The 24,203-nt window shown below is 67.3% G+C and carries 20 protein-coding genes; 5 read left to right on the forward strand and 15 right to left on the reverse strand.

Annotation, left to right across the window (positions count from 1 at the left end):
- The first annotated feature begins 134 nt into the window (after nucleotides 1–134).
- Together KEC55_RS14990 and KEC55_RS14995 are read left to right on the forward strand one after the other, a co-directional pair.
- Complete coding sequence (locus KEC55_RS14990) at nucleotides 135–1,676, forward strand: S41 family peptidase (protein WP_282506031.1); 1,542 nt, start codon at nucleotides 135–137, stop codon at nucleotides 1,674–1,676.
- 104 nt (nucleotides 1,677–1,780) lie between these two features.
- Entirely contained in the window at nucleotides 1,781–2,533 is a 753-nt protein-coding gene (locus tag KEC55_RS14995) for a HesA/MoeB/ThiF family protein (protein WP_282506032.1), read from the forward strand.
- 68 nt (nucleotides 2,534–2,601) lie between these two features.
- Here the strand turns inward: KEC55_RS14995 and ptsP are convergent, their stop codons facing one another.
- The 7 genes from ptsP to KEC55_RS15030 form a co-directional block, all read right to left on the reverse strand.
- On the reverse strand, nucleotides 2,602–4,374 hold the full coding sequence (gene ptsP, locus KEC55_RS15000; protein WP_282506033.1) for a phosphoenolpyruvate--protein phosphotransferase: 1,773 nt from the start codon (nucleotides 4,372–4,374) through the stop codon (nucleotides 2,602–2,604).
- 201 nt (nucleotides 4,375–4,575) lie between these two features.
- The gene (locus tag KEC55_RS15005; RefSeq protein ID WP_011353292.1) at nucleotides 4,576–4,845 is read right to left on the reverse strand and encodes an HPr family phosphocarrier protein; all 270 of its coding nucleotides are present in this window, start codon (nucleotides 4,843–4,845) and stop codon (nucleotides 4,576–4,578) included.
- Nucleotides 4,846–4,918: 73 nt separating this feature from the next.
- Nucleotides 4,919–5,389: a PTS sugar transporter subunit IIA gene (locus tag KEC55_RS15010; protein WP_282506034.1), complete on the reverse strand. Its 471-nt coding sequence runs from the start codon at nucleotides 5,387–5,389 to the stop codon at nucleotides 4,919–4,921.
- Between the two features lie 231 nt (nucleotides 5,390–5,620).
- Nucleotides 5,621–6,577: a glutathione synthase gene (gshB, locus tag KEC55_RS15015; RefSeq protein WP_282506035.1), complete on the reverse strand. Its 957-nt coding sequence runs from the start codon at nucleotides 6,575–6,577 to the stop codon at nucleotides 5,621–5,623.
- 27 nt (nucleotides 6,578–6,604) lie between these two features.
- Nucleotides 6,605–7,894 carry a glutamate--cysteine ligase gene (gene gshA, locus KEC55_RS15020; RefSeq protein ID WP_282506036.1) on the reverse strand — a complete coding sequence of 430 codons (1,290 nt, stop codon included), beginning with the start codon at nucleotides 7,892–7,894 and terminating at the stop codon, nucleotides 6,605–6,607.
- A gap of 245 nt (nucleotides 7,895–8,139) precedes the next feature.
- Nucleotides 8,140–9,654 (reverse strand): ammonium transporter, encoded by a 1,515-nt coding sequence (locus KEC55_RS15025; RefSeq protein ID WP_282506037.1) that lies wholly within the window; start codon nucleotides 9,652–9,654, stop codon nucleotides 8,140–8,142.
- Nucleotides 9,655–9,691: 37 nt separating this feature from the next.
- The gene (locus tag KEC55_RS15030; protein ID WP_038711752.1) at nucleotides 9,692–10,030 is read right to left on the reverse strand and encodes a P-II family nitrogen regulator; all 339 of its coding nucleotides are present in this window, start codon (nucleotides 10,028–10,030) and stop codon (nucleotides 9,692–9,694) included.
- A 355-nt stretch (nucleotides 10,031–10,385) separates the two neighbouring features.
- On the opposite strand from KEC55_RS15030, the gene KEC55_RS15035 reads away from it, so the two are divergent.
- Entirely contained in the window at nucleotides 10,386–10,637 is a 252-nt protein-coding gene (locus KEC55_RS15035) for an accessory factor UbiK family protein (protein ID WP_006489451.1), read from the forward strand.
- A gap of 295 nt (nucleotides 10,638–10,932) precedes the next feature.
- Complete coding sequence (locus KEC55_RS15040) at nucleotides 10,933–12,531, forward strand: YifB family Mg chelatase-like AAA ATPase (RefSeq protein WP_282506038.1); 1,599 nt, start codon at nucleotides 10,933–10,935, stop codon at nucleotides 12,529–12,531.
- 333 nt (nucleotides 12,532–12,864) lie between these two features.
- On the opposite strand, the gene KEC55_RS15045 is transcribed toward KEC55_RS15040, so the two are convergent.
- The gene (locus tag KEC55_RS15045) at nucleotides 12,865–13,437 is read right to left on the reverse strand and encodes a hypothetical protein (RefSeq protein ID WP_282506039.1); all 573 of its coding nucleotides are present in this window, start codon (nucleotides 13,435–13,437) and stop codon (nucleotides 12,865–12,867) included.
- Between the two features lie 161 nt (nucleotides 13,438–13,598).
- On the opposite strand from KEC55_RS15045, the gene KEC55_RS15050 reads away from it, so the two are divergent.
- The gene (locus KEC55_RS15050) at nucleotides 13,599–14,135 is read left to right on the forward strand and encodes a TlpA disulfide reductase family protein (RefSeq protein WP_043187181.1); all 537 of its coding nucleotides are present in this window, start codon (nucleotides 13,599–13,601) and stop codon (nucleotides 14,133–14,135) included.
- Between the two features lie 104 nt (nucleotides 14,136–14,239).
- Here KEC55_RS15050 and KEC55_RS15055 read toward each other — a convergent pair whose 3' ends face one another.
- From KEC55_RS15055 to KEC55_RS15085, 7 genes are all read right to left on the reverse strand, one after another.
- Nucleotides 14,240–15,595 (reverse strand): sigma-54-dependent transcriptional regulator, encoded by a 1,356-nt coding sequence (locus KEC55_RS15055; protein WP_282507538.1) that lies wholly within the window; start codon nucleotides 15,593–15,595, stop codon nucleotides 14,240–14,242.
- A 105-nt stretch (nucleotides 15,596–15,700) separates the two neighbouring features.
- Nucleotides 15,701–17,731: a sensor histidine kinase gene (locus KEC55_RS15060; protein WP_282506040.1), complete on the reverse strand. Its 2,031-nt coding sequence runs from the start codon at nucleotides 17,729–17,731 to the stop codon at nucleotides 15,701–15,703.
- 4 nt (nucleotides 17,732–17,735) lie between these two features.
- Nucleotides 17,736–19,025, reverse strand: coding sequence for a dicarboxylate/amino acid:cation symporter (locus tag KEC55_RS15065; RefSeq protein ID WP_282506041.1), 1,290 nt, complete (start codon nucleotides 19,023–19,025; stop codon nucleotides 17,736–17,738).
- Nucleotides 19,026–19,400: 375 nt separating this feature from the next.
- Nucleotides 19,401–21,095, reverse strand: a complete 1,695-nt coding sequence (locus tag KEC55_RS15070) for a cation acetate symporter (protein ID WP_282506042.1) — start codon at nucleotides 21,093–21,095, stop codon at nucleotides 19,401–19,403.
- Nucleotides 21,096–21,106: 11 nt separating this feature from the next.
- Entirely contained in the window at nucleotides 21,107–21,412 is a 306-nt protein-coding gene (locus KEC55_RS15075; protein ID WP_282506043.1) for a DUF485 domain-containing protein, read from the reverse strand.
- Nucleotides 21,413–21,826: 414 nt separating this feature from the next.
- Nucleotides 21,827–23,032, reverse strand: coding sequence for a CaiB/BaiF CoA transferase family protein (locus tag KEC55_RS15080; RefSeq protein WP_282506044.1), 1,206 nt, complete (start codon nucleotides 23,030–23,032; stop codon nucleotides 21,827–21,829).
- A 30-nt stretch (nucleotides 23,033–23,062) separates the two neighbouring features.
- Entirely contained in the window at nucleotides 23,063–24,199 is a 1,137-nt protein-coding gene (locus KEC55_RS15085; protein WP_282506045.1) for an acyl-CoA dehydrogenase family protein, read from the reverse strand.
- Nucleotides 24,200–24,203: the final 4 nt, after the last annotated feature.

Below are 24,203 nucleotides of genomic sequence, written 5' to 3' on the forward strand. Positions count from 1 at the left end.
GGTGCCCTGCCGGGCTTGCTCCAGGCCCTTTTCGACGCTTTTCGCGCCGTTCCACTGAGTCATCGGACGAACAGTTATACTTGTCCGCTACATCCCCGCTACCGCCACGCGCTTCCCGACCGCACCAGATCTCTATGCGAATGAAATTGAAGAACATCGGCCTGATTGCCGCGGGCCTCGCCACGGGCGTGTTCGCCACGCTGCAGGTTTCCGCATCGGCCGAGCAGACCGCCACGGCGCCGCTTCCCCTCGACCAGCTCCGCCTGTTCGCGGAAGTCTTCGGCCAGATCAAGCGCGAGTACGTCGAACCGGTCGACGACAAGAAGCTGCTGACGGCGGCGATCAAGGGCATGGTGTCGAGCCTCGACCCGCACTCGTCGTTCCTCGACAAGACCGACTATGACGAGCTGCAGGAGCAGACGAAGGGCCGCTTCGCGGGTCTCGGCATCGAGATCTCGCAGGAAGACGGCCTCGTCAAGGTGATCTCGCCGATCGAAGATACCCCGGCATTCCGCGCCGGCATCCGTCCGGGCGACCTGATCACGCGCATCAACGACAAGCCGGTGCGCGGCATGACGCTCGACAAGGCCGTCAAGCAGATGCGCGGCGAGCCGGGCACCAAGGTCACGCTGACGATCTTCCGCAAGAGCGACGACCGCACGTTCCCGGTCACGGTCACGCGCGCGATCATCAAGGTCCAGAGCGTGAAGATGAAGATCCTCGATCCGGGCTACGCGTATGTCCGCATCACGAGCTTCCAGGAGCGCACGACGCCCGATCTCGCGCAGAAGCTGCAGGACATCGCACGCCAGCAGCCGAACCTGAAGGGCCTCGTCCTCGACCTGCGCAACAACGGCGGCGGCCTGCTGCAGAGCGCGGTCGGCGTGGCCGGCGCGTTCCTGCCGCCCGACTCGGTCGTCGTGTCGACCAACGGCCAGATCCCCGATTCGAAGCAGGTCTACCGCGATACGTACGACAACTATCGCCTGCCGTCCTTCGACGGCGATCCGCTGAAGAACCTGCCGCCGGTCTTCAAGACCGTGCCGATGATCGTGCTGACGAACGCGTATTCCGCGTCCGCGTCGGAAATCGTCGCCGGTGCGCTGCAGGATTCGAAGCGTGCGCAGATCATGGGCAAGACGACGTTCGGCAAGGGTTCGGTCCAGACGGTCCGCCCGATGACGGCCGACACCGCGCTGCGCCTGACCACCGCGTACTACTACACGCCGAGCGGCCGTTCGATCCAGAACAAGGGCATCACGCCGGATGTGCCGGTCGATCAGTACGCGGACGGCGATCCGGACGACGTGCTCGTGACGCGCGAGGTCGATTACACGAACCACCTCGCGAACACGCAGGATCCGAACGAGAAGAAGGAACAGGAAGAGCGCGAGCAGCGCCGGATGGATCAGCTGCGCGTCCTCGAAGAGCAGAACGACAAGAAGACGCCGGAGCAGCGCCAGAAGGATCGCGATCGCAAGCCGATCGAGTTCGGCAGCGCCGACGACTTCATGATGCAGCAGGCGCTCAACAAGCTCGAAGGCAAGCCGGTGCAGGAATCGAAGTCGCTGCTCGCCGAGAGCACGACGAAGAGCCCGGCCGGCAAGGCCACGTCCGCCACGAAGGCGTCGGCCACCAAGGCCGCCGCACCGAAGGCCGCGTCGGCACCGCAGTAAGCGCCGACCGGCATCCGACGGGCCATCGCGGGAAGACCGCGATGGCCCGTTTTTCATGCGCGCCTAAAATAACGACACGTACGCCGCCTCGCCCACGACTCCCCATGAACGACGATCAACTCCTTCGCTACTCCCGTCACATCCTCGTCGACGAAATCGGCATCGAGGCGCAGCAGCGCTTTCTCGATGCGCATGCGATCGTCGTCGGCGCGGGCGGCCTCGGCTCGCCCGCCGCGATGTACCTCGCGGCCTCGGGTGTCGGCACGATCACGCTTGTCGACGCCGATACGGTCGACCTCACGAACCTGCAGCGGCAAATCCTGCACGCGACGGCATCGGTCGGCCGCAGCAAGGTCGAATCGGGGCGCGACACGCTCGCGCAACTGAATCCCGGCGTGAAGGTGAATGCGGTCGCGGAGCGCGTCGACGACGCCTGGCTCGATGCGCACGTGCCGCGCGCGACCGTCGTGCTCGACTGCACCGACAACTTCGCGACGCGCCACGCGATCAACCGCGCGTGCGTCGCGCACGGCGTGCCGCTCGTATCGGGCGCCGCGCTGCGTTTCGACGGCCAGATCAGCACGTTCGACTTCCGCGATCCGGCCGCGCCCTGCTATGCGTGCGTGTTCCCGGAAGACCAGCCGTTCGAGGAAGTCGCGTGTGCGACGATGGGTGTATTCGCACCGACGGTCGGCATCATCGGCGCGATGCAGGCCGCCGAAGCGCTGCGCGTGATCGGCGACATCGGCCGGACGCTCAACGGGCGGCTGATGATGCTCGATTCGCTGCGGATGGAGTGGACGACGATGAAAATCGCGCGCCAGGCCGACTGCCCCGTCTGCGGGGGCCGGCACTGACGCGCGACGGGCATGCGCCGAACGGCGCATGCGTGACACGCCGCTACGGTTAGCGGCGGCGGGAACGCCTAGGCAGCCGCATCCGCGCGCGGCACGGCGACAGACAGGCGCTGCAACGCCGCCTGCACTTCTTCCGGCTCGAACGCGGCCAGCACGTCGGCCGTCGGCTTCTCGAGCGCCTTCAGGTGCGCGCGCAGGATCTCCTGTTTCACGACGAGCAGCTGGCTCGGGTGCATCGAAAACTCGGTGAGCCCCATCCCGAGCAACAGGCGCGTGAGCGCCGGATCGCCGGCCATCTCCCCGCATACCGACACCGACACTCCCGCGCGCTTCGCTTCGCGCAGCGTATAGGAGATCAGGTGCAGCACGGCCGGATGCAGCGGGTCGTACAGGTGCGCGACCGCGTTGTCCGCGCGGTCGATCGCGAGCGTGTACTGGATCAGGTCGTTCGTGCCGATCGACAGAAAATCGAACCGCTTCAGGAACAGCGGCAGCGCGATCGCCGCGGCCGGAATCTCGATCATCGCGCCGATGCGCACATTCGGATCGTAGGCGAGCCCCGCATCGTCGAGCTGGTGCTTTGCCTCGCGGATCAGGTCGAGCGTCTGGTCGATCTCCTGCGCGTGCGCGAGCATCGGAATCAGGATCTTCACCTGGCCGAACGCGGACGCGCGCAGGATCGCCCGCAGTTGCGTGAGGAACATCTGCGGCTCGGACAGGCTCCAGCGGATCGCGCGCAGGCCGAGCGCCGGGTTCGGCGCCGTCTCGTAGCCTTCGTCGAGCGCTTCGAGCGGCTTGTCCGCGCCGACGTCGATCGTGCGGATCGTCACCGGCATGCCCTTCATCCACTCGACGGCGCGCTTGTACGCGGCGAACTGCTCCTCCTCTTCCGGCATCTCCTTCTGATGCATGAACAGGAACTCGGAGCGGAACAGGCCGACACCGACCGCGCCGGCCTCGACGGCCGCCTTCGCGTCGTCGGGCAGCTCGATGTTCGCGTACAACTCGATCTTGGTGCCGCACAGCGTCTGCGTCGGCGAGAACTTCAGACGCTGCAGCTTGCGTTGCTCCAGCAGCTTCTCGGACTGGCGGTACGAATATTCCTCGAGGACGATCGGCGCGGGATCGACGATCACGATGCCCTGGTCGCCGTCGACGATGATCAGGTCGTCCTGGCGGATCAGCGCGCTTGCATGCTGCACGCCGACCGCGGCCGGGATGCCGAGGCTGCGCGCGACGATCGCGGTGTGCGACGTGCGCCCGCCGAGGTCGGTGACGAACGCCTGGAACGACTGCGTCTTGAACTGCATCATGTCGGCCGGCGCGATGTCGTGCGCGACGACGATCATCTCGTTCGTGCCGTTCTTGGCCGCGCGGTCCAGCGCCTGCGACGCGGACGGCGCACCGGCGAGCGCCTTCAGCACGCGCTCGACCACCTGCTCGATGTCGGCCTTGCGCTCGCGCAGGTATTCATCCTCGATATCGTCGAAATGACGCGTGAGCAGCTCCAGCTGCTCGGTCAACGCCCATTCGACGTTGTAACGGCGCGTGCGGATCAGGTCGATGGTTTCCTGCACGAGCATCTCGTCGCTCAGGATCATCGCGTGGACGTCGATGAATGCGGCGACTTCGCTCGGGGTGTCGTCGGTCAGGTCGGCACGCAACGCTTCGAGTTCGTGATGCACGACGTCGAGCGCCGTGCGGAAGCGCTCGACCTCGGCGTCGATCAGGGGTGCCTCGACCAGGTAATGGGCGACGTCGAGCGCCGCCGGCGCGATCAGATACGCTCGCCCGATCGCGATACCACGTGAGACGGGAATGCCTTGCAGCGTGAAGGACACGCGCACCTCCTCTGTACAAGTAAAGCCGCGGCACACTGCTGCGATGCGCTTATGACCCCGGTTAGCGATTATAAATTCCGCGACTCCCTGCTGACTGCATGCACCGCAGCATTGCGCATTTCGCATCAATGCTGCCGACGAAAAAAATGCCGCGAAAACCGCGGCATTCCGACTGGAAACGGCAACGATCCCGCGTGGCGATCACTGGCCTTCGCCGAACTTGTCGGCGATCAGCTTCAGCAGCGCGTCCATCGCTTCCTGCTCGTCGGACCCTTCGGTCTCGATCGTCACGGTGCTGCCGATGCCGGCCGCCAGCATCATCACGCCCATGATGCTCTTCGCATTGATCTTGCGCCCGTTGCGCGTCATCCAGACTTCCGACTGGAAGTTGCCGGCCAGTTGCGTGAGCTTGGCCGATGCGCGCGCATGGAGCCCCAATTTATTGACGATGGTGGTTTCTTGTTGAAGCATGATTCTCGGTCGGGTCGGTCGGGGCCGCCGGCGGCGCGCGTCGGCGGCGTTGTCTGAAACGGAAAACGGGTAATCAGTGCGATTCGGTGCGCGGCTGCGGTTCGGGCGGAATCGGTGCGCACTGGCCGCAGCCGGTTTCCGACGGCGGCGGCGGCGTGCCGGACGACACCTCGTGGACGCCCTTCGCGCCGCCGGACAGCGCCTTGTCGACCAGCTTGTCGAGCGGTACGGTGCGGTAGCAGACGGCCCGCACGAGCATCGGCAGGTTCACGCCCGCCAGCACACGCACGTTGTCGATTTTCGCGAGCTGGCCGGCGATGTTCGCGGGCGTCGCGCCGTACATGTCGGTCAGCACGATCACGCCGTTCTCTTCCTTGAGCCGCGCGAGTTCCGCGTGCGCGAACGCCATCACCTGGGTCGGGTCGTTATCCGGCAGCACGTCGATGCAGCCGATACGCGCGGGCACGCCGCCGTAGATGTGCGCGATGCAATCCCGCAGCGCGGTGGCGAGCGGGGCGTGCGCGATGATCAGGATCCCGGCCATGTCAGATCGCTCCCGGCCGCCCCTGGCGGGCCGACACCCCGCGGCGGGGCAATGAGCGTAGCGAGTGTGGGAAACGTTTCATGTTCAGCCTTGCAACAGTATCGGCCCGACCGCCGGGCCTTCGGTGCGCCGATCACGGCACCGGGCAAGCGGGCATTGTAGCAGGCCGGTCAAACTGCTCCGGCGACGGGGGACCTGCGCGGCCGCCGCCGGGGTTGCGCGGAATGCGGCCTACCCGGCCGCACGCTCCAGCGCGTCGATGAACATCGCGGCGACGTCGAAGCCCGTTTGCTCCATGATCTCGCGGAAGCACGTCGGGCTCGTGACGTTCACCTCGGTCAGCCAGTCGCCGATCGCATCGAGGCCGACCAGCAGCAGCCCGCGCGACGCGAGCACCGGGCCGAGCGTCTCGGCGATCTCGCGATCGCGGGCCGTCAGCGGCTGCGCGACGCCCAGCCCGCCAGCGGCCAGATTACCGCGCACCTCGCTGCCCTGCGGAATCCGCGCGAGCGAATACGGCACGGCCTCGCCGCCGATCAGCAGGATGCGCTTGTCGCCGGCCTTGATCTCGGGAATGAATTTCTGCGCCATCACCGAGCGCGTGCCGTCGTGGCTCAGCATCTCGATGATCGAACCGAGGTTCATGCCGTCCGGCTTCACGCGGAACACGCCCATCCCGCCCATCCCGTCGAGCGGCTTCAGGATCACGTCGCCGTGCTCGGCGTGGAACGCGCGCAGCCGTTTCGCGTCGCGCGTGACCAGTGTCGGCGCGACGAACTGCGGAAACTCGCCGATCGCGAGCTTCTCCGAATGGTCGCGGATCGACTGCGCCTTGTTGAACACGCGGGCGCCCGCGCGCTCGGCGAGTTCGAGCAGCCAGGTCGACGTCACGTACTCCATGTCGAACGGCGGATCCTTGCGCATCAGCACCGCGCCGAACGATTCGAGACGGCGCGCATCGACCGGGCCCGCGTCGAACCAGGTCTCGCGATGCAGGTCGTCCAGCTCGCCGACGAACGTGATGCGCCGCACGTCGGCCTCGACCGAGGAACCCGTCCACGCGAGGTGGTTCGGCTCGCATGCGTACACCGCATGCCCGCGGCGCACGGCCTCGGCCATCATCGCGTAGGTCGAATCCTTGTAGATCTTGAAGCGCTCGAGCGGGTCGGCGATAAAGAGAATGTCCATGCGGGTCCTGTACGTAGCGAAGGTCCGTTATACCTGGATGGCTTCGGGATCGGTCTTTTCCAGTTCGATCGACGACGCGATCAGCGACAGCCGCGCGACGACGCCGTACATGTAGAAACGGTTCGGCGGCGCGGCACCCGGCTTCGCGCCGGCATCCGGCAGCGCGGTGTGCTCGAAGCCGAGCGGCACGTAGTGCATGCCGGGCGCGTTCAGGTTCTGGTCGCGCTCGCGGCCGCCGTGCGTGCGGTAGAAACCGCCGACCACGTAGCGGTCGATCATGTACACGACAGGCTCGGCCACTTCGTCGCCGACGCGCTCGAACGTATAGACGCCTTCCTGCACGATCACGTCGCGCACCGCGAGGCCGGCCTTCGACTCGGCCATCTGCGCGCGCTCGGCCTTCGACATCCGGCCGATCTCGGCCGCGTCGTGCACCGTCATCACGCCGCGCCCTGCGGTGCCCGCGTCGGCCTTCACGACGACGTACGGCTTCTCGCTGATCCCGTATTCGCGGTACTTGCGCGCAATCTTCTTCAGTACGCTGTCGATTGCTTCGGCGAGCGCCTGCTCGCCTTCATGCGCCTGCCAGTCGACGCCTTCCACGTGCGAGAAATACGGATTCACCATCCACGGATCGACGCCGACCATCTTCGCGAACTTCTTCGCGACGTCGTCGTAGCACGAAAAATGCGTCGACTTGCGACGCACGGCCCAGCCCGCGTGCAGCGGCGGCAGCAGGTACTGCTCGTGCAGGTTTTCCAGCACGGCCGGGATGCCGGCCGACAGGTCGTTGTTCAGCAGGATCGAGCACGGATCGAAATTCTTCAGGCCGAGGCGGCGCTGCGAACGATCCAGCGGTTCGAGCACGATCTTCTGGCCGTCAGCCAGCGTGATCGGCGTCATGTCGGTGATGCTCGGGTCGAGCGAGCCGAAACGCACGTTCAGGCCGGCCTGGCGCATGATCGTCGCGAGGCGCGCGACGTTTTCGAGGTAGAACGCGTTGCGGGTCGGCAGCTCGGGAATCACGAGCAGGTTCTTCGCGTCCGGGCAGATCTTCTCGATCGCGGCCATCGCCGCCTGCACGGCAAGCGGTAGCACTTCGGACGGCAGATTGTTGAACGCGCCGGGGAACAGGTTCGCGTCGACGGGCGCCAGCTTGAAGCCGGCGTTGCGCAGGTCCACCGAACAATAGAACGGCGGGGTGTGTTCCTGCCATTCGAGCCTGAACCAGCGTTCGATTGCAGGCGTCGCGTCGAGGATCTTCTGCTCGAGCTCGAGCAGCGGACCGTTCAACGCGGTAACGAGGTGGGGAACCATGAATCACTCGCGAGCGGGAGAATGAAGATTGTAGAGCAATTGCCTTGCCCATTTGGGGATTGTTCCCGGCTTCGCAAGGGTTTGGAGGAAGTTTTCGGCTATTGACCCGATAGCGCGCAGGGTTATGCGCTACGGCAGTGGGTGGCAGGAGAAAAAAAGCCCGCCGGGTGGGGCGGGCCGAAGTCGCTGCGCTCATTCAGTGGCGGGCGCCGTCTTTGCGGCGGCCCGCCGGTCATCCTTATGACTTATTCGACATGCTCGCCGTGCAGGACCACGTCGAGGCCTTCGCGCTCTTCCTCTTCGGACACGCGCAGGCCCATCGTGATGTCGATCAGCTTCAGCAGCACGAAGCTCAGCACGCCGCTGTAGACCAGCGTGATCAGCACGCCCTTGGCCTGCAGCAGCAGGCTGCCGTCGGCGCCGCCGATGTCCTTGACCGCGAACACGCCCGTCAGCAACGCGCCGAGAATCCCGCCCACGCCGTGCACGCCGAACGCGTCGAGCGAATCGTCGTAGCCGAGCTTCGACTTCAGCCACGTCGCGGACCAGAAGCACACGACACCCGCGGCGATACCGATCACCAGCGCACCCGGCACGCCGACGAAACCGGCCGCCGGCGTGATCGCAACCAGACCCGCGACCGCGCCCGACACGATGCCGAGCACCGACGGCTTGCCGTGCGTGAGCCATTCGGCAAACATCCAGCCGAGCGCCGCGCAGGCCGTCGCGACTTGCGTCGTCAGCATCGCGAACCCGGCACGGCCATCGGCCGCGACCGCGGAACCCGCGTTGAAGCCGAACCAGCCGACCCACAGCATCGAGCCGCCGATCATCGTCAGCACGAGGTTGTGCGGCGCCATCGATTCACGGCCGAAGCCGACGCGCTTGCCGAGCATCAGGCACGACACGAGGCCCGCGATACCGGCGTTGATGTGCACGACGGTGCCGCCCGCGAAGTCGAGCACGCCGTCCGACGACAGCCAGCCGGTCGGCTCCCACACCATGTGCGCGATCGGCACGTAGACGATCAGCGACCAGAGCGTCATGAACACGAGCATCGCCGAGAACTTCATCCGGTCGGCGAACGCGCCGCAGATCAGTGCCGGCGTGATGATCGCGAACGTCATCTGGTAGACGAAGTAGACCGATTCCGGAATCGTCGGCGCCAGGTGGCTGACGGTCAGCGTCGTCGCCTTGTCGCCGTGGATGTAGTTCATCCCGTGCAGGAACGCGCGCGACAGTCCGCCGATGAAGCCGTTGCCCGGCGTGAACGCGAGGCTGTAGCCGACCACCGTCCACAGCACCGTGATCACCGCGGTGATCGCGAAGCTCTGCATCACGGTCGCGAGCACGTTCTTCTTGCGGACCATGCCGGCGTAGAACAGCGCGAGACCGGGGATCGTCATGAACAGCACGAGCGCGGTGGAGGTCAGCATCCACGCGGTGTCGCCCGAGTTGATCTTCGACGAATCGACGGAGAACGGTGCGGTCGGTGCGGCGGGGGCGGCCGGTGCCGACGCGGCGGCGGCGGCCGACGCGTCGGTGGCGCCCGAGGCCGGTGCGGCGGCAGCGGCAGTCGCCGATGCGTCGGTGGCAGCCGGTGCCGAAGCGGCCGGCGCGGCAGCGGCCGATGCGTCGGAAGCCGTGGCGGCGGGCGCGGACGCAGCCGCGGCGGACGCCGCGTCGTCGGCGAGCGCGGGGCCGACGCCAGCCGCAATCAGCGAGCCGGCCATCAGCAGGGACATCAAAAGTTTGCGCATCTTGGGTTTCCTCTTGTCGCTTGTCTTGTCTGTTCTGTTACAGCGCGTCAGCGCCGGTCTCCCCGGTGCGAATCCGGATTACCTGCTCGATCTGCGTCACGAAGATCTTGCCGTCGCCGATCTTGCCGGTGCGCGCGGCCCGCTCGATCGCTTCCACCGCCTGGTCGACGAGATCGTCCGACACGGCCGCCTCGATCTTCATCTTCGGCAGGAAATCGACCACGTATTCGGCGCCGCGATACAGCTCGGTGTGCCCCTTCTGGCGCCCGAACCCTTTCACCTCCGTCACCGTGATGCCGGAGACGCCGAGGGCCGACAGCGCCTCGCGCGTCTCATCGAGCTTGAACGGCTTGATGATTGCGGTAATGAGTTTCATGAAGTCCTCTCGCTGGGTTGTCCCGTCGAATTGGTTGGAATGTTGTAACGGACTCTTCTCAGCAACTCGCATGCCATGTTCGTCCGAGCACCGTCTCGAAGGGCTCGGGAACGGGGTCGCATCCCGTGATGTAAGGCGCGGAAGCCCGGCCGAATGGCCAACGTGGCCCGGTTTGCTGGCGCGGCGAAAGGAACGTTGCTAGAGTGCACGCACGTCCCGGATCGCCGGGCCATTCACCCATGCCGGCGCCATGCCCGGAATTCGCGCCCCCGGCGCACCATTTCCGGTCATGCGTGCATCATGGGCACGTACGCAACTGAAGATGCACATTTTTTGTGCAAGGAAGGGGAATCACATGAAGCAACCCAGCGACGTTTTCAACGATCTGCAGTCGCGCGTCAGCGACCTGCTGAAAAACTCGCCGGCCAAGGACGTCGAGCGCAACGTGAAGGCCATGCTGTCGCAAGGCTTCTCGAAGCTCGATCTCGTCACGCGCGAGGAATTCGACACGCAGGCCCAGGTGCTCGCCCGCACCCGCGTGCGCCTCGAGGAACTCGAAAAGCGCGTCGCGGAACTCGAGCAGAAGCTCGCCGCGCCGCAGGCCTGACGCCCCACCCGGCCACAAGGTCGGGCGCGGGCCGCCTCGCGCGGCCCGCGCCCGCCGCCCCGACAGTGTTCCACCGCTCCCCGTAGTCCGTCGTTCTTCGCAGCCCCCCGCTCTTCGCAGTCCATCGCTCTTCGCAGTCCATCGCTCTTCGCAGTCCATCGCTCTTCGCAGTTCGTCGTTCCGCAGTCCCTCGTTCTTTCCCCGCGCCACGCCGGCACGCGCGCACCGATTTCTCCGATTCCCGCGGCATGCGGCCCCGAACGGCCGTCGTCCGTCTGCTTACAGGAGCCTCGCCATGTCGCTTGCCGTGGTGCGCAGTCGCGCGCCTGCCTCCGGCCGCGCGCCGGACGTTACCGTCGAAGTCCATCTCGCCAACGGGCTGCCGTCGTTCTCGATCGTCGGCCTGCCCGATCTCGAAGTCCGCGAAAGCCGCGAGCGCGTCCGCGCCGCGCTGCAGAACTGCGGATTCGAGTTTCCCGTGCGCCGCATCACGGTCAATCTCGCACCGGCCGATCTGCCGAAAGAGTCGGGCCGGTTCGACCTGCCGATCGCGCTCGGCATCCTTGCCGCGAACGGCCAGATCCCGGCCGACGCGCTGGCCGGCCGCGAATTCGCGGGCGAACTGTCGCTGACAGGCGCGCTGCGGCCGATGCGCGGTGCGTTCGCGATGGCGTGCGGCGCCGCGCGGGACTGGCGTGCGGGCGAATCAGGATCGGGATTGGGCTCGGGCCCGGACGCCGTCACAACGCAGGGACCCGCGGCGGCATCACAAGCGCCCGAGCTCTATCTGCCGTTCGACAGCGCGGCCGAGGCCGCGCTCGTGCCGGGCGTGACCGTGTTCGGCGCACGCGACCTGCCCGCGCTATGCGCGCACCTCGCCGATGCGCCCGACGGACGGCTCACGCCGGTCGCGGCGCCCTGCCTCGACGGCCTGCCTGCGCCGGCCGCGCCCGACCTCGCCGACGTGGTCGGCCAGCGTGGCGCCCGGCGCGCGCTCGAAGTCGCCGCCGCGGGCGGTCATCACATGCTGATGGTCGGGCCGCCAGGGGCCGGCAAGTCGATGCTGGCCGCGCGGTTGGCCGGCCTGCTGCCGCCGTTGACCGACGACGAGGCGCTGACGTCGGCGGCGCTCCTGTCCGCGAGCCGCCTCGGCTTCTCGCCCGCGCAGTGGCGCCGGCGGCCGTTTCGTTCGCCGCATCATTCGTCGAGCGCCGCCGCGCTGGTCGGCGGCCGCAATCCGCCGCAGCCGGGTGAAATCACGCTCGCGCACCTCGGCGTGCTGTTTCTCGACGAGCTGCCCGAATTCGACCGGCACGTGCTCGAAATGCTGCGCGAGCCGCTGGAAGCCGGCCGCATCACGATCTCGCGCGCCGCCCAGCAGGCCGACTTCCCGGCCGCGTGCCAGTTGATCGCCGCGATGAACCCGTGCCCGTGCGGCTGGCACGGCGATCCGTCCGGGCGCTGTCGCTGCTCGCCGGACGTCGCCGCGCGCTACCTGCGCAAGCTGTCGGGGCCGCTGCTCGACCGCATCGACATCCAGATCGACCTGCCCGCGCTGTCGCCGGCCGAACTCGCGTCGCGCACGGCGGCGCCCGGCGAGCCAAGCGCGGCGGTGGCCGCACGCGTCGCACAGGCGCGGGCGCTGCAGCTCGACCGGCAGGGCAAGACGAATCACATGCTGAGCGGCCGCGAGACCGACGACCTGTGCCGGCCGACCGACGAAGGCGAACGACTGCTGCGCGAAGCCGGCGAGCGCTTCGGCTGGTCGGCGCGCGCATATTTCCGCGTACTGAAGGTCGCACGGACGATTGCCGACCTGGCCGGCGACCCGCTGCCGACGGCCGCGCAGATCGCCGAGGCGATCCGCTACCGGCGCGCGCTCACGGCGCTCTGAGCGCCCTCGGAGGACAAAATCCGGCTGTCAAGACTTGACTTATGCACAATTTCACGAATCCGGCCCCGGATCAGGGCTCGCCGGCACCGCCTCGAGAGAGAGTCCGTATCCCATTGTTTTTATTGATTTTTCTCAAACACCGGGAGCGCAACCAAACGTGCCGGAGGGCCGTCCGGCGCGGCTCAGCGGGAAATCCGGGCAACTTTTCAACAAAGTTATCCACATGCGCTGTGGATAGTCGAAAAAACCTCGCAAAATCCGGTCACTAGCGTCGAAAGCTGCGAATGAACTTTCAATTGTCACAGAGTGCCCGGGCACCCTCGACGGCGGTGATCAATCGAGTTTGAACGAGCCGAAAAACTGGTCGAGCTGCTCCTGCGTGAGCGACCCGTCGGCGATCACGACGGCCTGGTACGCGTGCCGGCCGCGCGCGGCAAGCCGTGCGACGATCGTCTTGCGTGCGCGATCGCCGCCGGCAGCCGCCCCCGCGATGCGCAGCTCGATCCCGTTCACCGCGCCGCCGGCCGCGAGCGGCACCGGCACCGACACCGTCTGCGGCGCGCCTTCGAGGTTGCGCGACAGCCCGGCGCGCAGGAATTCGAGCGCGGCGCGGCGCGTGTCGTCGCGGTCATCGGGCAGCGTCAGCGTGCCGACCGCGAACACCGCGCCGTCGACGTGCGCGGCCTGCATCCGCATCGGCATCGACGTGCCGCCGACCGCCACCGGCTGCTCCTCGACGGTCGGCTTCGCCGGCAGGTCGATCGTGTAGCCGGCGTCGTTGTGCAGCGTACGCCAGTCGAACGACGGCGAGCACGCGGCCAGCGCCGCGCTCACGCACGCGAGCGCGGCGAAGTGTCGCAGCGGACGAAAAAGGGGGCACAACGAATCGATGACTTCCTTCGGCATGGCGTGAATCGGGCAGGCAAAAACGGGCATTATCCGCCGAACCTGAAAACCGGGATGTGTGGCGGCCGCCGGTGCGCGCGCCGCATTCGCGTTAAAATGAGCGCCGAATTTCGACGTCCTTTGCATCGACCCGCGTCATCGACCGACTCCGAGAGCACCAGATGAACACCACGCCTCCCGCCCGCCGCAGTGCCGGCCCCGTCCGCTACATCGTCGCGGCTGCCGTCGTCGCGGCCATCGCCGTCGCCGGCTTCTTCGCGTTCAACGGCAAGTCCAGCGTGCCGGACGCGACGTTCACGCTGCTGTCGGGCCAGAAAGTCTCGACCGCCGGCGACCTGAAGGGCAAGGTCTATCTCGTGAACTTCTGGGCGACGAGCTGCGCGACCTGCATGCAGGAAATGCCGCAGATGGTCGATACCTACAATCGCTTCAAGGGTCAGGGTTTGGAATTCGTCGCGGTCGCGATGAACTACGATCCGCCGATGTACGTCGCGAACTACGCGCAGACACGCCAGTTGCCGTTCAAGGTCGCGCTCGACGACGGCAGCGTCGCGAAGCAATTCGGCAACGTGCAGCTCACGCCGACGACCTTCGTCGTCGACAAGGACGGCAAGATCCTGAAGCGCTACGTCGGCGCACCGCAGTTCGCGGAACTCGACGCGCTGCTCAAGAAAGCGCTCGGCAGCAACGCGGCCTGAGCGCCGCCAGATCCGGGATCCGGCTCGAAGGGCAGCACGCCGCGCCCTTCCCGCACCAACGGACCGTACGACCGGGCAACCCGGTTCTACGGTCCGTTTGCTTTTCAGCGCTCGGTTTCGCCTTTCGCCGACAGCCCGTAGCGCTTCATCTTCTCGTACAGCGTCGCCTTGCCGACATGCAGCCGGTCGGCCGTCGCGGCGACCGCGCCACCCGTCTGGTTCAGCGCCTCGGCAATCACCGCGCGCTCGAATTGCTCGATGCGCTCCTTCAGCGTCTGATCGTTGTCGGCGTCGTCGCCGCCCGCGCCCGTTTCCTGCGGCATGTCGGCCACGCCGAGCACGAAGCGGTCGGCCGCATTGCGCAGCTCGCGTACGTTGCCGGGCCAGTCGCGCTGCATCAGGCTCGCGCGCTGCCGGTCGGTCAGCACCGGCGCGGGACGCGCGTAGCGCACGGCCGCGTCGAGCATGAAGTGCTCGAACAGCGGCACGATGTCCTCGCGACGCTCCGCAAGTGGCGGCAGCGCGATCGTCACGACGTTGAGCCGGTACAGCAGGTCGCGCCGGAACGTGCCGGCCGCGACGAGCTCGCTCATGTCGCCCTTCGCGGCCGCGACCACGCGGCAGTTCACGCGGATCGGCTGGTTCGAGCCGAGCCGCTCCAGCACGCCGTCCTGCAGCACGCGTAGCAGCTTCACCTGCAGCGCGAGCGGCATGCTTTCGATTTCGTCGAGGAACAGCGTGCCGCCGGACGCATATTCGAGCTTGCCGACGCGCCGTTTCGCCGCGCCCGTGAATGCGCCGGGCTCGTAGCCGAACATCTCCGATTCGAACATTGGCTCGGGCAACGCGCCGCAATTCACCGCGATGAACGGCTTGTCGCGGCGCGGCGACAGCTCGTGCAGGCTGCGCGCGATCAGCTCCTTGCCGGCGCCCGTGTCGCCGTTGATCAGCACCGACGCGTCGGTCGGCGCGACGTTCGCAATCAGCTTGCGCACCTGCTCGATCGCAGGGCTGCGGCCAATGATGCGCGGCGCGACGACGTTCTGCCCGGCCAGCTCGCGCCGCAGTGCGTGGTTCTCGAGCACGAGCTCGCGGCGCTCCAGCGCGCGGCGCACCGTCTCGATCAGGCGCTCGGCCGCGAACGGTTTTTCGATGAAGTCGTACGCGCCGTCGCGCATCGCCTGCACGGCCATCGAGATGTCGCCGTGACCGGTGACGAGGATCACCGGCACGTCGGGCACGCGCTCGCGGCACTGCGCGAGCACGTCGAGACCGCTCGCGCCGGGCAGCCGGATGTCGCTGACGATCGCGCCGGCGGTATCCGCGACGATCGCCTTCTCGGCCGCTTCGGCCGACTCGAAGCCGGCGACGTCGAAACCCGCCAGCTGAAGGCTCTGCACGCTCGCCCGGCGAACGAGCGCATCGTCTTCGATATAGATCACTTGCAGCCGGTTGGCCATCGTACTCACTTGCTCCTGACAGGCCGCGCGGCGGTCTCGCGCGCGGCTGCGTTGATACCGGTCGTGCGCCGACCGGGCCTGCGACGGGTCCAGGGCCTGTTCGCGCTAATAACGGGCTTGCGCTGGCCCTGGCGAGCCCGCCGGCTCGGACACGGAGTCCGGATGATGCGTGCGTGCGCGCCGCAGCGTCAAGACGAACAGCGCGCCGCCCGACGGCGCATTTCGCGCGGTCAGCGCGCCGCCCGCGTCGCTCGCGATCGACGACGAGATCGCAAGGCCAAGGCCGAGCCCGCGCCCCATTTCCTTCGTCGTGAAGAACGGTTCGAACAGCCGCGGCAGCAGGTCCGGCGCAATGCCGGAGCCGTTGTCGCGCACTTCGACCGCGAGCGTCGCGGCCGACACCGCGATCGTCACTTCGATCGCCGGCGCAGCGACGCCGGTCACCGCGTCGAGCGCGTTGCCGAGCAGGTTGATCAGCACCTGTTCGAGGCGCAAATCCTCGCAGCGCGCGACGAGCTCGGGATAGTCGCGTGCCAGGTCGAGCGGCTCATCGTGCGCGGGCGACACGGTCGCGTCCTGCAGCGTCAGCGTGAGCGCGACGCCGCTCAGGCGCTCGCCAAGCAGCGACAGCACGCTGCGCAGCGCGCGCACGACGAGCGCCCGCTCGTTGCGCGGCTTCGCGCGGCCGACGAACAGCTTCAGCTGGTTCGTGATCTTGCCCATCCGCTCGGTGAGCGCCGCGATCGCCTCGAGGTTCTCGCGCGCGGCCGCCTGCTCGCCGCGATCGAGCAGCACGCGCGTGTTGTCCGAGAAACTGCGCAGCGCCGCGAGCGGCTGGTTCAGTTCATGCGTGATGCCGGCCGCCATCTGGCCGAGCGCCGCGAGCTTGCTCGCCTGGATCAGTTCGTCGTGCGCGGCGCGCAGCTCCTGCTCCGCGCGGATCCGGTCGCCGACTTCCTTCTGCAACTGTTCGTTCGCCTCCGACAGGTCGGCCGTGCGCTCCTCGACGCGCTGGTTCAACTCCGCGTACGCCTGCTGCAACAGCGCGCGGCCGCGGATCATTTCGCGCACGCGCGCACGGCGCATGCGCCAGTAGAACGCGAGCAGCACGACCGACACGAAGCCGAAGCCCGTGACGATCGTCGCGTTGCGCGCATCGGTATCGATGGGTGCGATCGGCGCGAGCGTGACGAGCAGCCAGTCGGGCTCGCCGATCCGGCGCTTGCTGGCGAGGAAACGTGGTGCGCGCCGGCCAGGGCCGAGGCGCACGATCTCCGCATCGGCGCCGAGCGTCTGCTCGATGCGCAGCGGCAGCGGTGTGACAGGTTGCTGGGCGTACTGGCGCGTCTCGTAGATCGACGCGGTGACGGGGCCCGTGAGCGGGCGCAGCGTGTGGTACTTCCACGCGGGCACCGACGACAGGAACACGACGCCGTGATCGTCCGCGACGACGAGCGGCTCGGACGCATCGGCGCCCTGGAACCATTCGAGGTTGAGCTTCACGACGACGACGCCCGCGATCTTGCCTTCACGCCACACGGGCTGCGAGATGTAGTAGCCGGGGTCGCGCGAGATCGTGCCGATCCCGAAGAAGCGGCCGACCTGGCCGTTCATCGCGTCGACGAAATACGGGCGGAAGCGGTATTCGATCCCGACGAAGCTGTCGGGCGCGCGCCAGTTGCTGGCGGCGACGCACAGGCCGTCCGCGCCGATCACGTAGGTGACGGTCGCGTGTGCGTGTTCGTTGAGATCTTCGAGATAGCGGTTGACGCGCGCGGTGTAGTCGCCGCGCTTCGGCTCGGCGAGCAGGTCCTGCACGTACGGATGACTGCCGAGCAGATAAGGCAGCGACTCGTAGCGGTCGAGCGTGCTCTTGAGCGCGTTGGTGGTGCGGTCGACGCGCACCGCGGCATTGCGCTGCAACTCGGCGACGCCGCGTCGCCAGGTGATCGTCCACGTCAGCGCGCACGCCGCGACGAGCGCGGCGGCAAGCACGACGAGGATGAGCAGGCGGCGCGTCACGGTCGAGGCTTCCTGGCGATGCGGATCGCCTATTGTGTCATAGGCCTCCGCATCCCCGCGTCGATCGCCGCGTGCCGCGCCGCCGGCGGGCGGCGGCGCCACCTGCTCCTTCATGACGTCAGACGCCGGCCGTCTCGGTCGGCGTGACTTCGCCGCCGCCCTTCAGCGCCTGGCGCAGCTTGTTGCGGTCGAGCTCCTTCTCCCATGCCGACACGACGACCGTCGCGACGCCGTTGCCGACGATGTTGGTCAGCGCGCGGCATTCGCTCATGAAGCGGTCGATGCCGAGGATCAGCACCATGCCCGACAGCGGGATCGTCGGCACGACGGCCAGCGTCGCGGCGAGCGTGATGAAGCCCGCGCCCGTCACACCGCTCGCGCCCTTCGACGTCAGCATCGCGACCGCCAGCAGCGTGAGCTGCTGCATCCACGTCAGTTCGATGTTGGTCGCCTGCGCGATGAACAGCACGGCCATCGTCATGTAGATGTTGGTGCCGTCGAGGTTGAACGAATAGCCGGTCGGCACGACGAGGCCGACGACCGAACGCGAGCAGCCTGCCTTCTCGAGCTTTTCCATCAGCTGCGGCAGCGCGGCTTCCGACGAGCTCGTGCCGAGCACGATCAGCAGCTCTTCCTTGATGTACGACACGAAGCGGATGATCGAGAAGCCCGTGAAGCGCGCGATCGTGCCGAGCACGACGAGCACGAACACGACCGACGTCAGGTAGAACGTGCCGATCAGCTTGAGCAGCGGCACCAGCGAGCCGACGCCGTACTTGCCGATCGTGAACGCCATCGCGCCGAACGCGCCGATCGGGGCCAGCTTCGTGACGATGTGCACGATGCCGAACAGCACGCGCGTGAGCCCGTCGATGAAGTCGGTGACGACGCGGCCGCGCTCGCCGAGGTGCGCAAGCACGCTGCCGAACAGCAATGCGATCAGCAGGATCTGCAGGATTTCACCCTGCGCGAACGCGTCGACCATCGTGTTCGGGATGATGTGCATCAGGAAGTCGACCGTCGACTGCCCGTGCGCCTTCGCTGCGTACGACGCGACGGCCTTGCCGTCGAGCGTCGCCGGATCGATGTTGAAGCCGACGCCCGGACGCAGGATGTGCGTGGCCGCGAGGCCCAGCAGCAGCGCGAAGGTCGACACGATCTCGAAGTACAGCAGCGCCTTGCCGCCGACGCGGCCCACCTTCTTCATGTCCTCCATGCCGGCGATGCCGGTGACGACCGTACAGAAGATGATCGGACCGATCACCATCTTGATCAGCTTGATGAAGCCGTCGCCGAGCGGCTTCATGTCGGTGGCGAGCGCCGGGTAGTAGTGGCCGAGGATCACGCCGACGATGATGGCGAAGATCACTTGCACATAGAGCACTTTGTAGAAGGGTTTCTTCTTCACGATGGTTCCTGCTGAAGTGGATGAGCCGGTGGAAACGGCGTCACGCGCGCAGAAAGATGACGCTGAAGGGGGGCAATGCCCCCCCCTGGGCCATTCGCCTGCGCGGCTGCCGTGCCGCAACAAGCGATGCCTCAGGACATCCGACAGGGGAGGAAGGCATTGGTCATCGATTGTCTCCTTGCTTGCTGTAGTAGTTCGGCCGGGGGGTGGCCGTGCGTTTTATATCGCAAGGTCGATGCCAGGTTCCCGTAACCCCTCAAACCGTTGTTTTCATTGTATTTCTCATAATGCGGCAGGCAAGGAAATCCGGGTTTCCGGATTTCCGGAAAATATCCGTCCGGGGATTCGGACGGATGGGCGCATTCTTCCGATGAATCAGTGTTGCACGGCCTCGCCCGCCAGCACCCCCGTCTGCGCATAAAACTCCTGCCGCTCAAACGCGTCACGCTCGCGCCGTGCGCGCTCGCCGCGATCCGCGAGCGAGCCGACGATGATCCCGATGAACGCGAGCGGCACCGACACGAGCGCCGGATTGTCGAGGAACACCGGCGCGTGCGCGTGGTGCAGCACGTCGACCCACACCGACTTCGACAACACCGTGAGCGTGACCGCCGACACGAGGCCGAGGCCGCCGCCGAGCACCGCGCCGCGCGTCGTCATCCCGCGCCAGAAGATCGACATCGCGAGCACCGGGAAATTCGCGCTCGCGGCCACCGCCGCGACGAGGCCGACCATGAACGCGACGTTCACGTGCTCGAACAGGATCGACAGCCCGATCGCGATGGCCGACAGCACGATCGTCGCCGCGCGCGAGATGCGCATCTCGAGGCGCTCGTCGGGCTTGCCGCGCGCCCACATCTGCGCATACAGGTCGTGCGAGATCGTCGTCGCGCCGGCCAGCGTCAGGCCCGCGACCACCGCGAGGATCGTCGCGAACGTGACGGCCGCGATGAATCCGTAGAACCAGTTTCCGCCGACCGCTTGCGCGAGCTTCACCGCGACCATGTTCGAGCCGCCGAGCAGGTCGTGCGTCAGGTTGAACGAGCCGTTGGCGCCCAGCTTGAAGAATTCCGGATGCTGCGCGAGCAGCACGATCGCCGAGAAGCCGATCACGAAGGTCAGCAGGTAGAAGTAGCCGATGAAACCGGTCGCGTAGAGCACCGACTTGCGCGCCTCCTTCGCGTTCGGCACCGTGAAGAAGCGCATCAGGATGTGCGGGAAGCCGGCCGTGCCGAACATCAGCGCGATGCCGAGCGACAGCGCGTTGGCCGGATCGCGGATCAGCTTGCCGGGGCCCATGATCGACAACGCGCCCGGATGCACGGCCACCGCGCGACGGAACATCTCGTCGACGCTGAAACCAAATTCGGCGAGCGCGAGCACGACGAGCACCGTCGCGCCGCACAGCAGCAGCACGGCCTTGATCACCTGCACCCAGGTCGTCGCGGTCATCCCGCCGAAGAACACGTAGACGACCATCAGCACGCCGACGATCAGCTCGGCCGTGCCGTACGACAGCCCGAACAGCAGCTGGATCAGCTTGCCCGCGCCGACCATCTGCACGACGAGGTACAGCACGACGATGGTCAGCGAATTCGCGGACGTCAGTAGCCGGATCGGCCGCTGCGCGAAGCGGTACGCGACGACGTCGACGAACGTGAACTTGCCGAGGTTGCGCAGCGGCTCGGCGATCAGGAACATCACGAACGGCCAGCCGACCAGGAAGCCAATCGAGTAGATGAGCCCGTCGAAGCCGAACATGAACACCATGCCGGACAGCCCGAGGAACGACGCGGCCGACATGTAGTCGCCCGCGATCGCGAGCCCGTTCTGCAGCCCGGTGATGCCGCCGCCGGCCGTGTAGAAGTCGCGCGTCGAGCGCGTGCGGCGCGCGGCCCAGCGCGTGAGCGCGAGCGTCGCGAACACGAACGCGAAGAACATCCCGATCGCGACCGGGTTCAGTTCGACCTTGTCGGGCATCGGGCCCGCGACCGATACCGCGTGCGCGGCGGAGGAAAGGAGAGCTACGGGAACGGCCAGCGCGCCGAGCGCAATCGAGGTGCGTCGCATGTCGGCCTCCGTTACGAACGCTGCAGGATCGCGTCGACGCGGCGGTCGAACGCATGGTTCGCGCGCAGCACGTAGCACGCGGTCAGCCCGATCGCGACGAGGATGATCGCGACACCCGCGGCGATCCCGACCGTCGTCGTCGCGCCGCGGTACAGCGGCGCCGCGAGCACGTGCGGCGCGAGCGCGACGAGCAGGATGAAGCCGTAATACGTGGCGATCATCAGCGCCGTGAGCGTGAAGCTGAAGCGGCGCCGTGCGCGCACGAGTTGCCGGTAGTCACGGCGCGCCGTGACCGATTCGATGACGGAAAGCTCCATGGTGTCTGTCTCCTGTCGACCAGAGTTGGCGCTTTAGCGCTTACTCTGGTCCCATGCTTCGCGGTCGACTGGAGTTGGCGCTTTAGCGCCTTACTCTGGTCCCATGCTTCGCGGTCGACCAGAGTTGGCGCTTTAGCGCCTTACTCTGGTCCCATGCTTTGCGGTCGACCAGAGTTGGCGCTTTAGCGCTTACTCTGGTCCCATGCTTCGCGGTCGACCAGAGTTGGCGCTTTAGCGCTTACTCTGGTCCCATGCTTCGCGGTCGACCAGAGTTGGCGCTTTAGCGCCTGCTCCGGTCCCGCCGAGTGCCCTCGTCGTTTCGCGAGGGATGTTTTGTGGATGGCCGGCGCGTCGACCGATCCGCCCGCGCCGCAGCGGAGAAAGGCAATCCGGTGAAAAGGACGATGCGTGCGGTCAGACCACCCGATCCGCACGCAGCCGCGCGACCTCGTCGGCCGACATCCCGAGCCAGCCGCCGAGCACCGCATCCGTATCGGCACCGAGCACCGGTGGCGCACCACGCACCGGCAGCCGTGCGCCGTCGAACCGGTACGGCGGCGCCAGCACGTCGACGCCGCCCGCGACCGGGTGCGGCTGCCGCGTAACGAGCCCCGCGCTCGTCGCGCGTTCCGACTTCAGCGCTTCGTGCAGCCCGAGCACTTCGCCACACGGAATGCCCGCGTCGGCGAGCGCCGCGAGCAACGTCGCGCGCGAGCGGCGCGCGAGTTCACGACGAATCTCGGGCAGCAGGTCGGCGCGATTCTCCGAGCGGCCGAGGTTGGTCTTGTAGCGCGCGTCGGCCGCGAGGTCGGGCCGCTCGATCGCGTCGCAAAAGCGTGCGAACTGCGTGTTGTTGCCGACCGTGATCACGAGCGGGCCGTCGCCCGCGTCGAACACGCCGTACGGCACGATCGACGGATGTGCGTTGCCGTAGCGCGGCGGGTCCTCGCCCATCAGCAGCGCGTCGAGCCCGTAGTAGGCGGTGATCATCAGCCCGCAGTCGAACAGCGCCATCTCGATGCGCCGCCCGCGCCCGGTTGCATGGCGTTCGTACAGCGCCGCGAGAATCGCCTGCGCCGAGTACATGCCGGTGAACAGGTCGACCGCCGCGACGCCGAACTTCAGCGGCGGCTGGCCGGCCTCGCCGTTCAGCGCCATCAGCCCGGCCTCGCCCTGCACGACGAGGTCGTAACCGGGCCGCGCGGCTTCGGCGCCCGACCGGTCGTAGCCGGAGATCGCGCAGTGCACGAGGCGCGGATTCAGTTCGGCCAGCGCGTCGTAGCCGAGCCCGAGCTTTTCCGCGCCGCCGAACTTGAAGTTGTGAAGCACCACGTCGGCCTGCGTGGCCAGCTCGCGCGCGAGCCGCCGCCCTTCGTCGGTCTGCAGGTCGAGACAGATCGAGCGCTTGCTGCGGTTCACACTGTTGAAATACGTGGTTTCGGTATCGCCGATCCTCAAGCCCCAGTCGCGCGTATCGTCGCCGCGCGCCGGATGCTCGACCTTGATCACTTCCGCGCCGAAATCGGCGAGCACCATCGCGCACCACGGGCCTGCCAGCACCCGCGAGAAATCGAGCACCTTCACGCCGGCCAGCGGCAATGCGCGCGATTCGTTCGTCATCCTTGTCTCCTCCATTCGCGTCGTTCGTCTTTACTGTTTCGACAGCGCGATATAGCGCGCGAGATGATGATCTTCATCGCCGAGCTGGTGATCGATCATCACGAGGCGCTTCGCGTAGTGCGACAGCGGCAGCTCCCACGTCATCCCGATCCCGCCGTGCAGCTGGATGCTCTCCTCGGCGACGAGCGTGCCGATCCGGCCGATGCTGTATTTCGCGGCCGCCAGCGCGCGTTCGCGCACCGCGCGCGGCGCGTCGAGCTGCGCGGCCGCGTTGATCACGGCCGAGCGCGCCTGCTCGACTTCGAGCAGCAGGTCGGCCATCCGGTGCTGCAGCGCCTGGAAGCTGCCGATCGGCAGCCCGAACTGCTTGCGCGTGCGCAGGTACTCGAGCGTGTGCTCCTTCGCGACATCCATCGCGCCGAGCGCTTCCGCCGACAGCGCAAGCAGCCCGTAGCCGATCACGCGTTCGAGCAACCCGGCGCCCGCTTCGCCGTCGTGCGCGCCGAGCGCCGCGTCGGCCGACAGCGCGACATGCTCGAAGCGCACTTCGGCCGCGCGGCCGCCGTCGATCTTCCGGTAGTCGCGCAACGACACGCCCGATGCGTCGGCCGGCACGACGAACAGGCCGATGCCGGCCGCGTCGTCATCTGCGCCCGACACGCGCGCGCTGACGACGAAGAACGCCGCCTGCGCGGCCTGGTCGACGACACCCTTCGCGCCCGTCAGCACCCAGCCGTCGCCCGAGCGTTCGGCGCGCGTGCGCACGGTCGTCAGTTCGTAGTGCGAGCCCGGCTCGTCATGCGCGAACGCGGCGCTCGCGCTGCCGTCGATCAACGCCGCGAGCTTCTCTCGATGCGTGGCGCCGCCGGCGAGCGACAACGCGCGGCCCGCGAGCAGCGCGCCGAGAAACGGCTCGACGACGAGCCCGCGCCCGAGGCACTCGAACACCACGGCGATGTCGAAGCCCGCGCCGCCGAAACCGCCGTCGGCTTCCGCGAACAGCGCGCCGACCGTACCGAGTTCGGCAAAGCGCCGCCACATCGCGCGATCGAAGCCTTCGGCCGACTGCGCGATGCGATCGCGCACGGGGAACGCGTACTGTTCAGCGATGAAGCGGTTCAATGTGTCCGCCAGCATCCGGCGGTCTTCTGTGTGCTGGAAATCCATCGTC

The organism is Burkholderia cepacia, from assembly GCF_029962485.1.
Classification (GTDB): domain Bacteria; phylum Pseudomonadota; class Gammaproteobacteria; order Burkholderiales; family Burkholderiaceae; genus Burkholderia.

Coding starts and splice junctions, on each gene's coding strand:
- KEC55_RS15055 (WP_282507538.1), bottom strand. CDS start 15,595: ATGGCCAACCGGCTGCAAGTGATCTATATCGAAGACGATGCGCTCGTT.
- KEC55_RS15085 (WP_282506045.1), bottom strand. CDS start 24,199: ATGGATTTCCAGCACACAGAAGACCGCCGGATGCTGGCGGACACATTG.
- KEC55_RS15025 (WP_282506037.1), bottom strand. CDS start 9,654: ATGCGCAAACTTTTGATGTCCCTGCTGATGGCCGGCTCGCTGATTGCG.
- KEC55_RS15040 (WP_282506038.1), top strand. CDS start 10,933: ATGTCGCTTGCCGTGGTGCGCAGTCGCGCGCCTGCCTCCGGCCGCGCG.
- KEC55_RS15070 (WP_282506042.1), bottom strand. CDS start 21,095: ATGCGACGCACCTCGATTGCGCTCGGCGCGCTGGCCGTTCCCGTAGCT.
- KEC55_RS14990 (WP_282506031.1), top strand. CDS start 135: ATGCGAATGAAATTGAAGAACATCGGCCTGATTGCCGCGGGCCTCGCC.
- KEC55_RS15005 (WP_011353292.1), bottom strand. CDS start 4,845: ATGCTTCAACAAGAAACCACCATCGTCAATAAATTGGGGCTCCATGCG.
- KEC55_RS15060 (WP_282506040.1), bottom strand. CDS start 17,731: ATGAAGGAGCAGGTGGCGCCGCCGCCCGCCGGCGGCGCGGCACGCGGC.
- KEC55_RS15035 (WP_006489451.1), top strand. CDS start 10,386: ATGAAGCAACCCAGCGACGTTTTCAACGATCTGCAGTCGCGCGTCAGC.
- KEC55_RS15050 (WP_043187181.1), top strand. CDS start 13,599: ATGAACACCACGCCTCCCGCCCGCCGCAGTGCCGGCCCCGTCCGCTAC.
- KEC55_RS15075 (WP_282506043.1), bottom strand. CDS start 21,412: ATGGAGCTTTCCGTCATCGAATCGGTCACGGCGCGCCGTGACTACCGG.
- KEC55_RS15010 (WP_282506034.1), bottom strand. CDS start 5,389: ATGGCCGGGATCCTGATCATCGCGCACGCCCCGCTCGCCACCGCGCTG.
- KEC55_RS15080 (WP_282506044.1), bottom strand. CDS start 23,032: ATGACGAACGAATCGCGCGCATTGCCGCTGGCCGGCGTGAAGGTGCTC.
- KEC55_RS15030 (WP_038711752.1), bottom strand. CDS start 10,030: ATGAAACTCATTACCGCAATCATCAAGCCGTTCAAGCTCGATGAGACG.
- gshA (WP_282506036.1), bottom strand. CDS start 7,894: ATGGTTCCCCACCTCGTTACCGCGTTGAACGGTCCGCTGCTCGAGCTC.
- gshB (WP_282506035.1), bottom strand. CDS start 6,577: ATGGACATTCTCTTTATCGCCGACCCGCTCGAGCGCTTCAAGATCTAC.
- KEC55_RS14995 (WP_282506032.1), top strand. CDS start 1,781: ATGAACGACGATCAACTCCTTCGCTACTCCCGTCACATCCTCGTCGAC.
- KEC55_RS15045 (WP_282506039.1), bottom strand. CDS start 13,437: ATGCCGAAGGAAGTCATCGATTCGTTGTGCCCCCTTTTTCGTCCGCTG.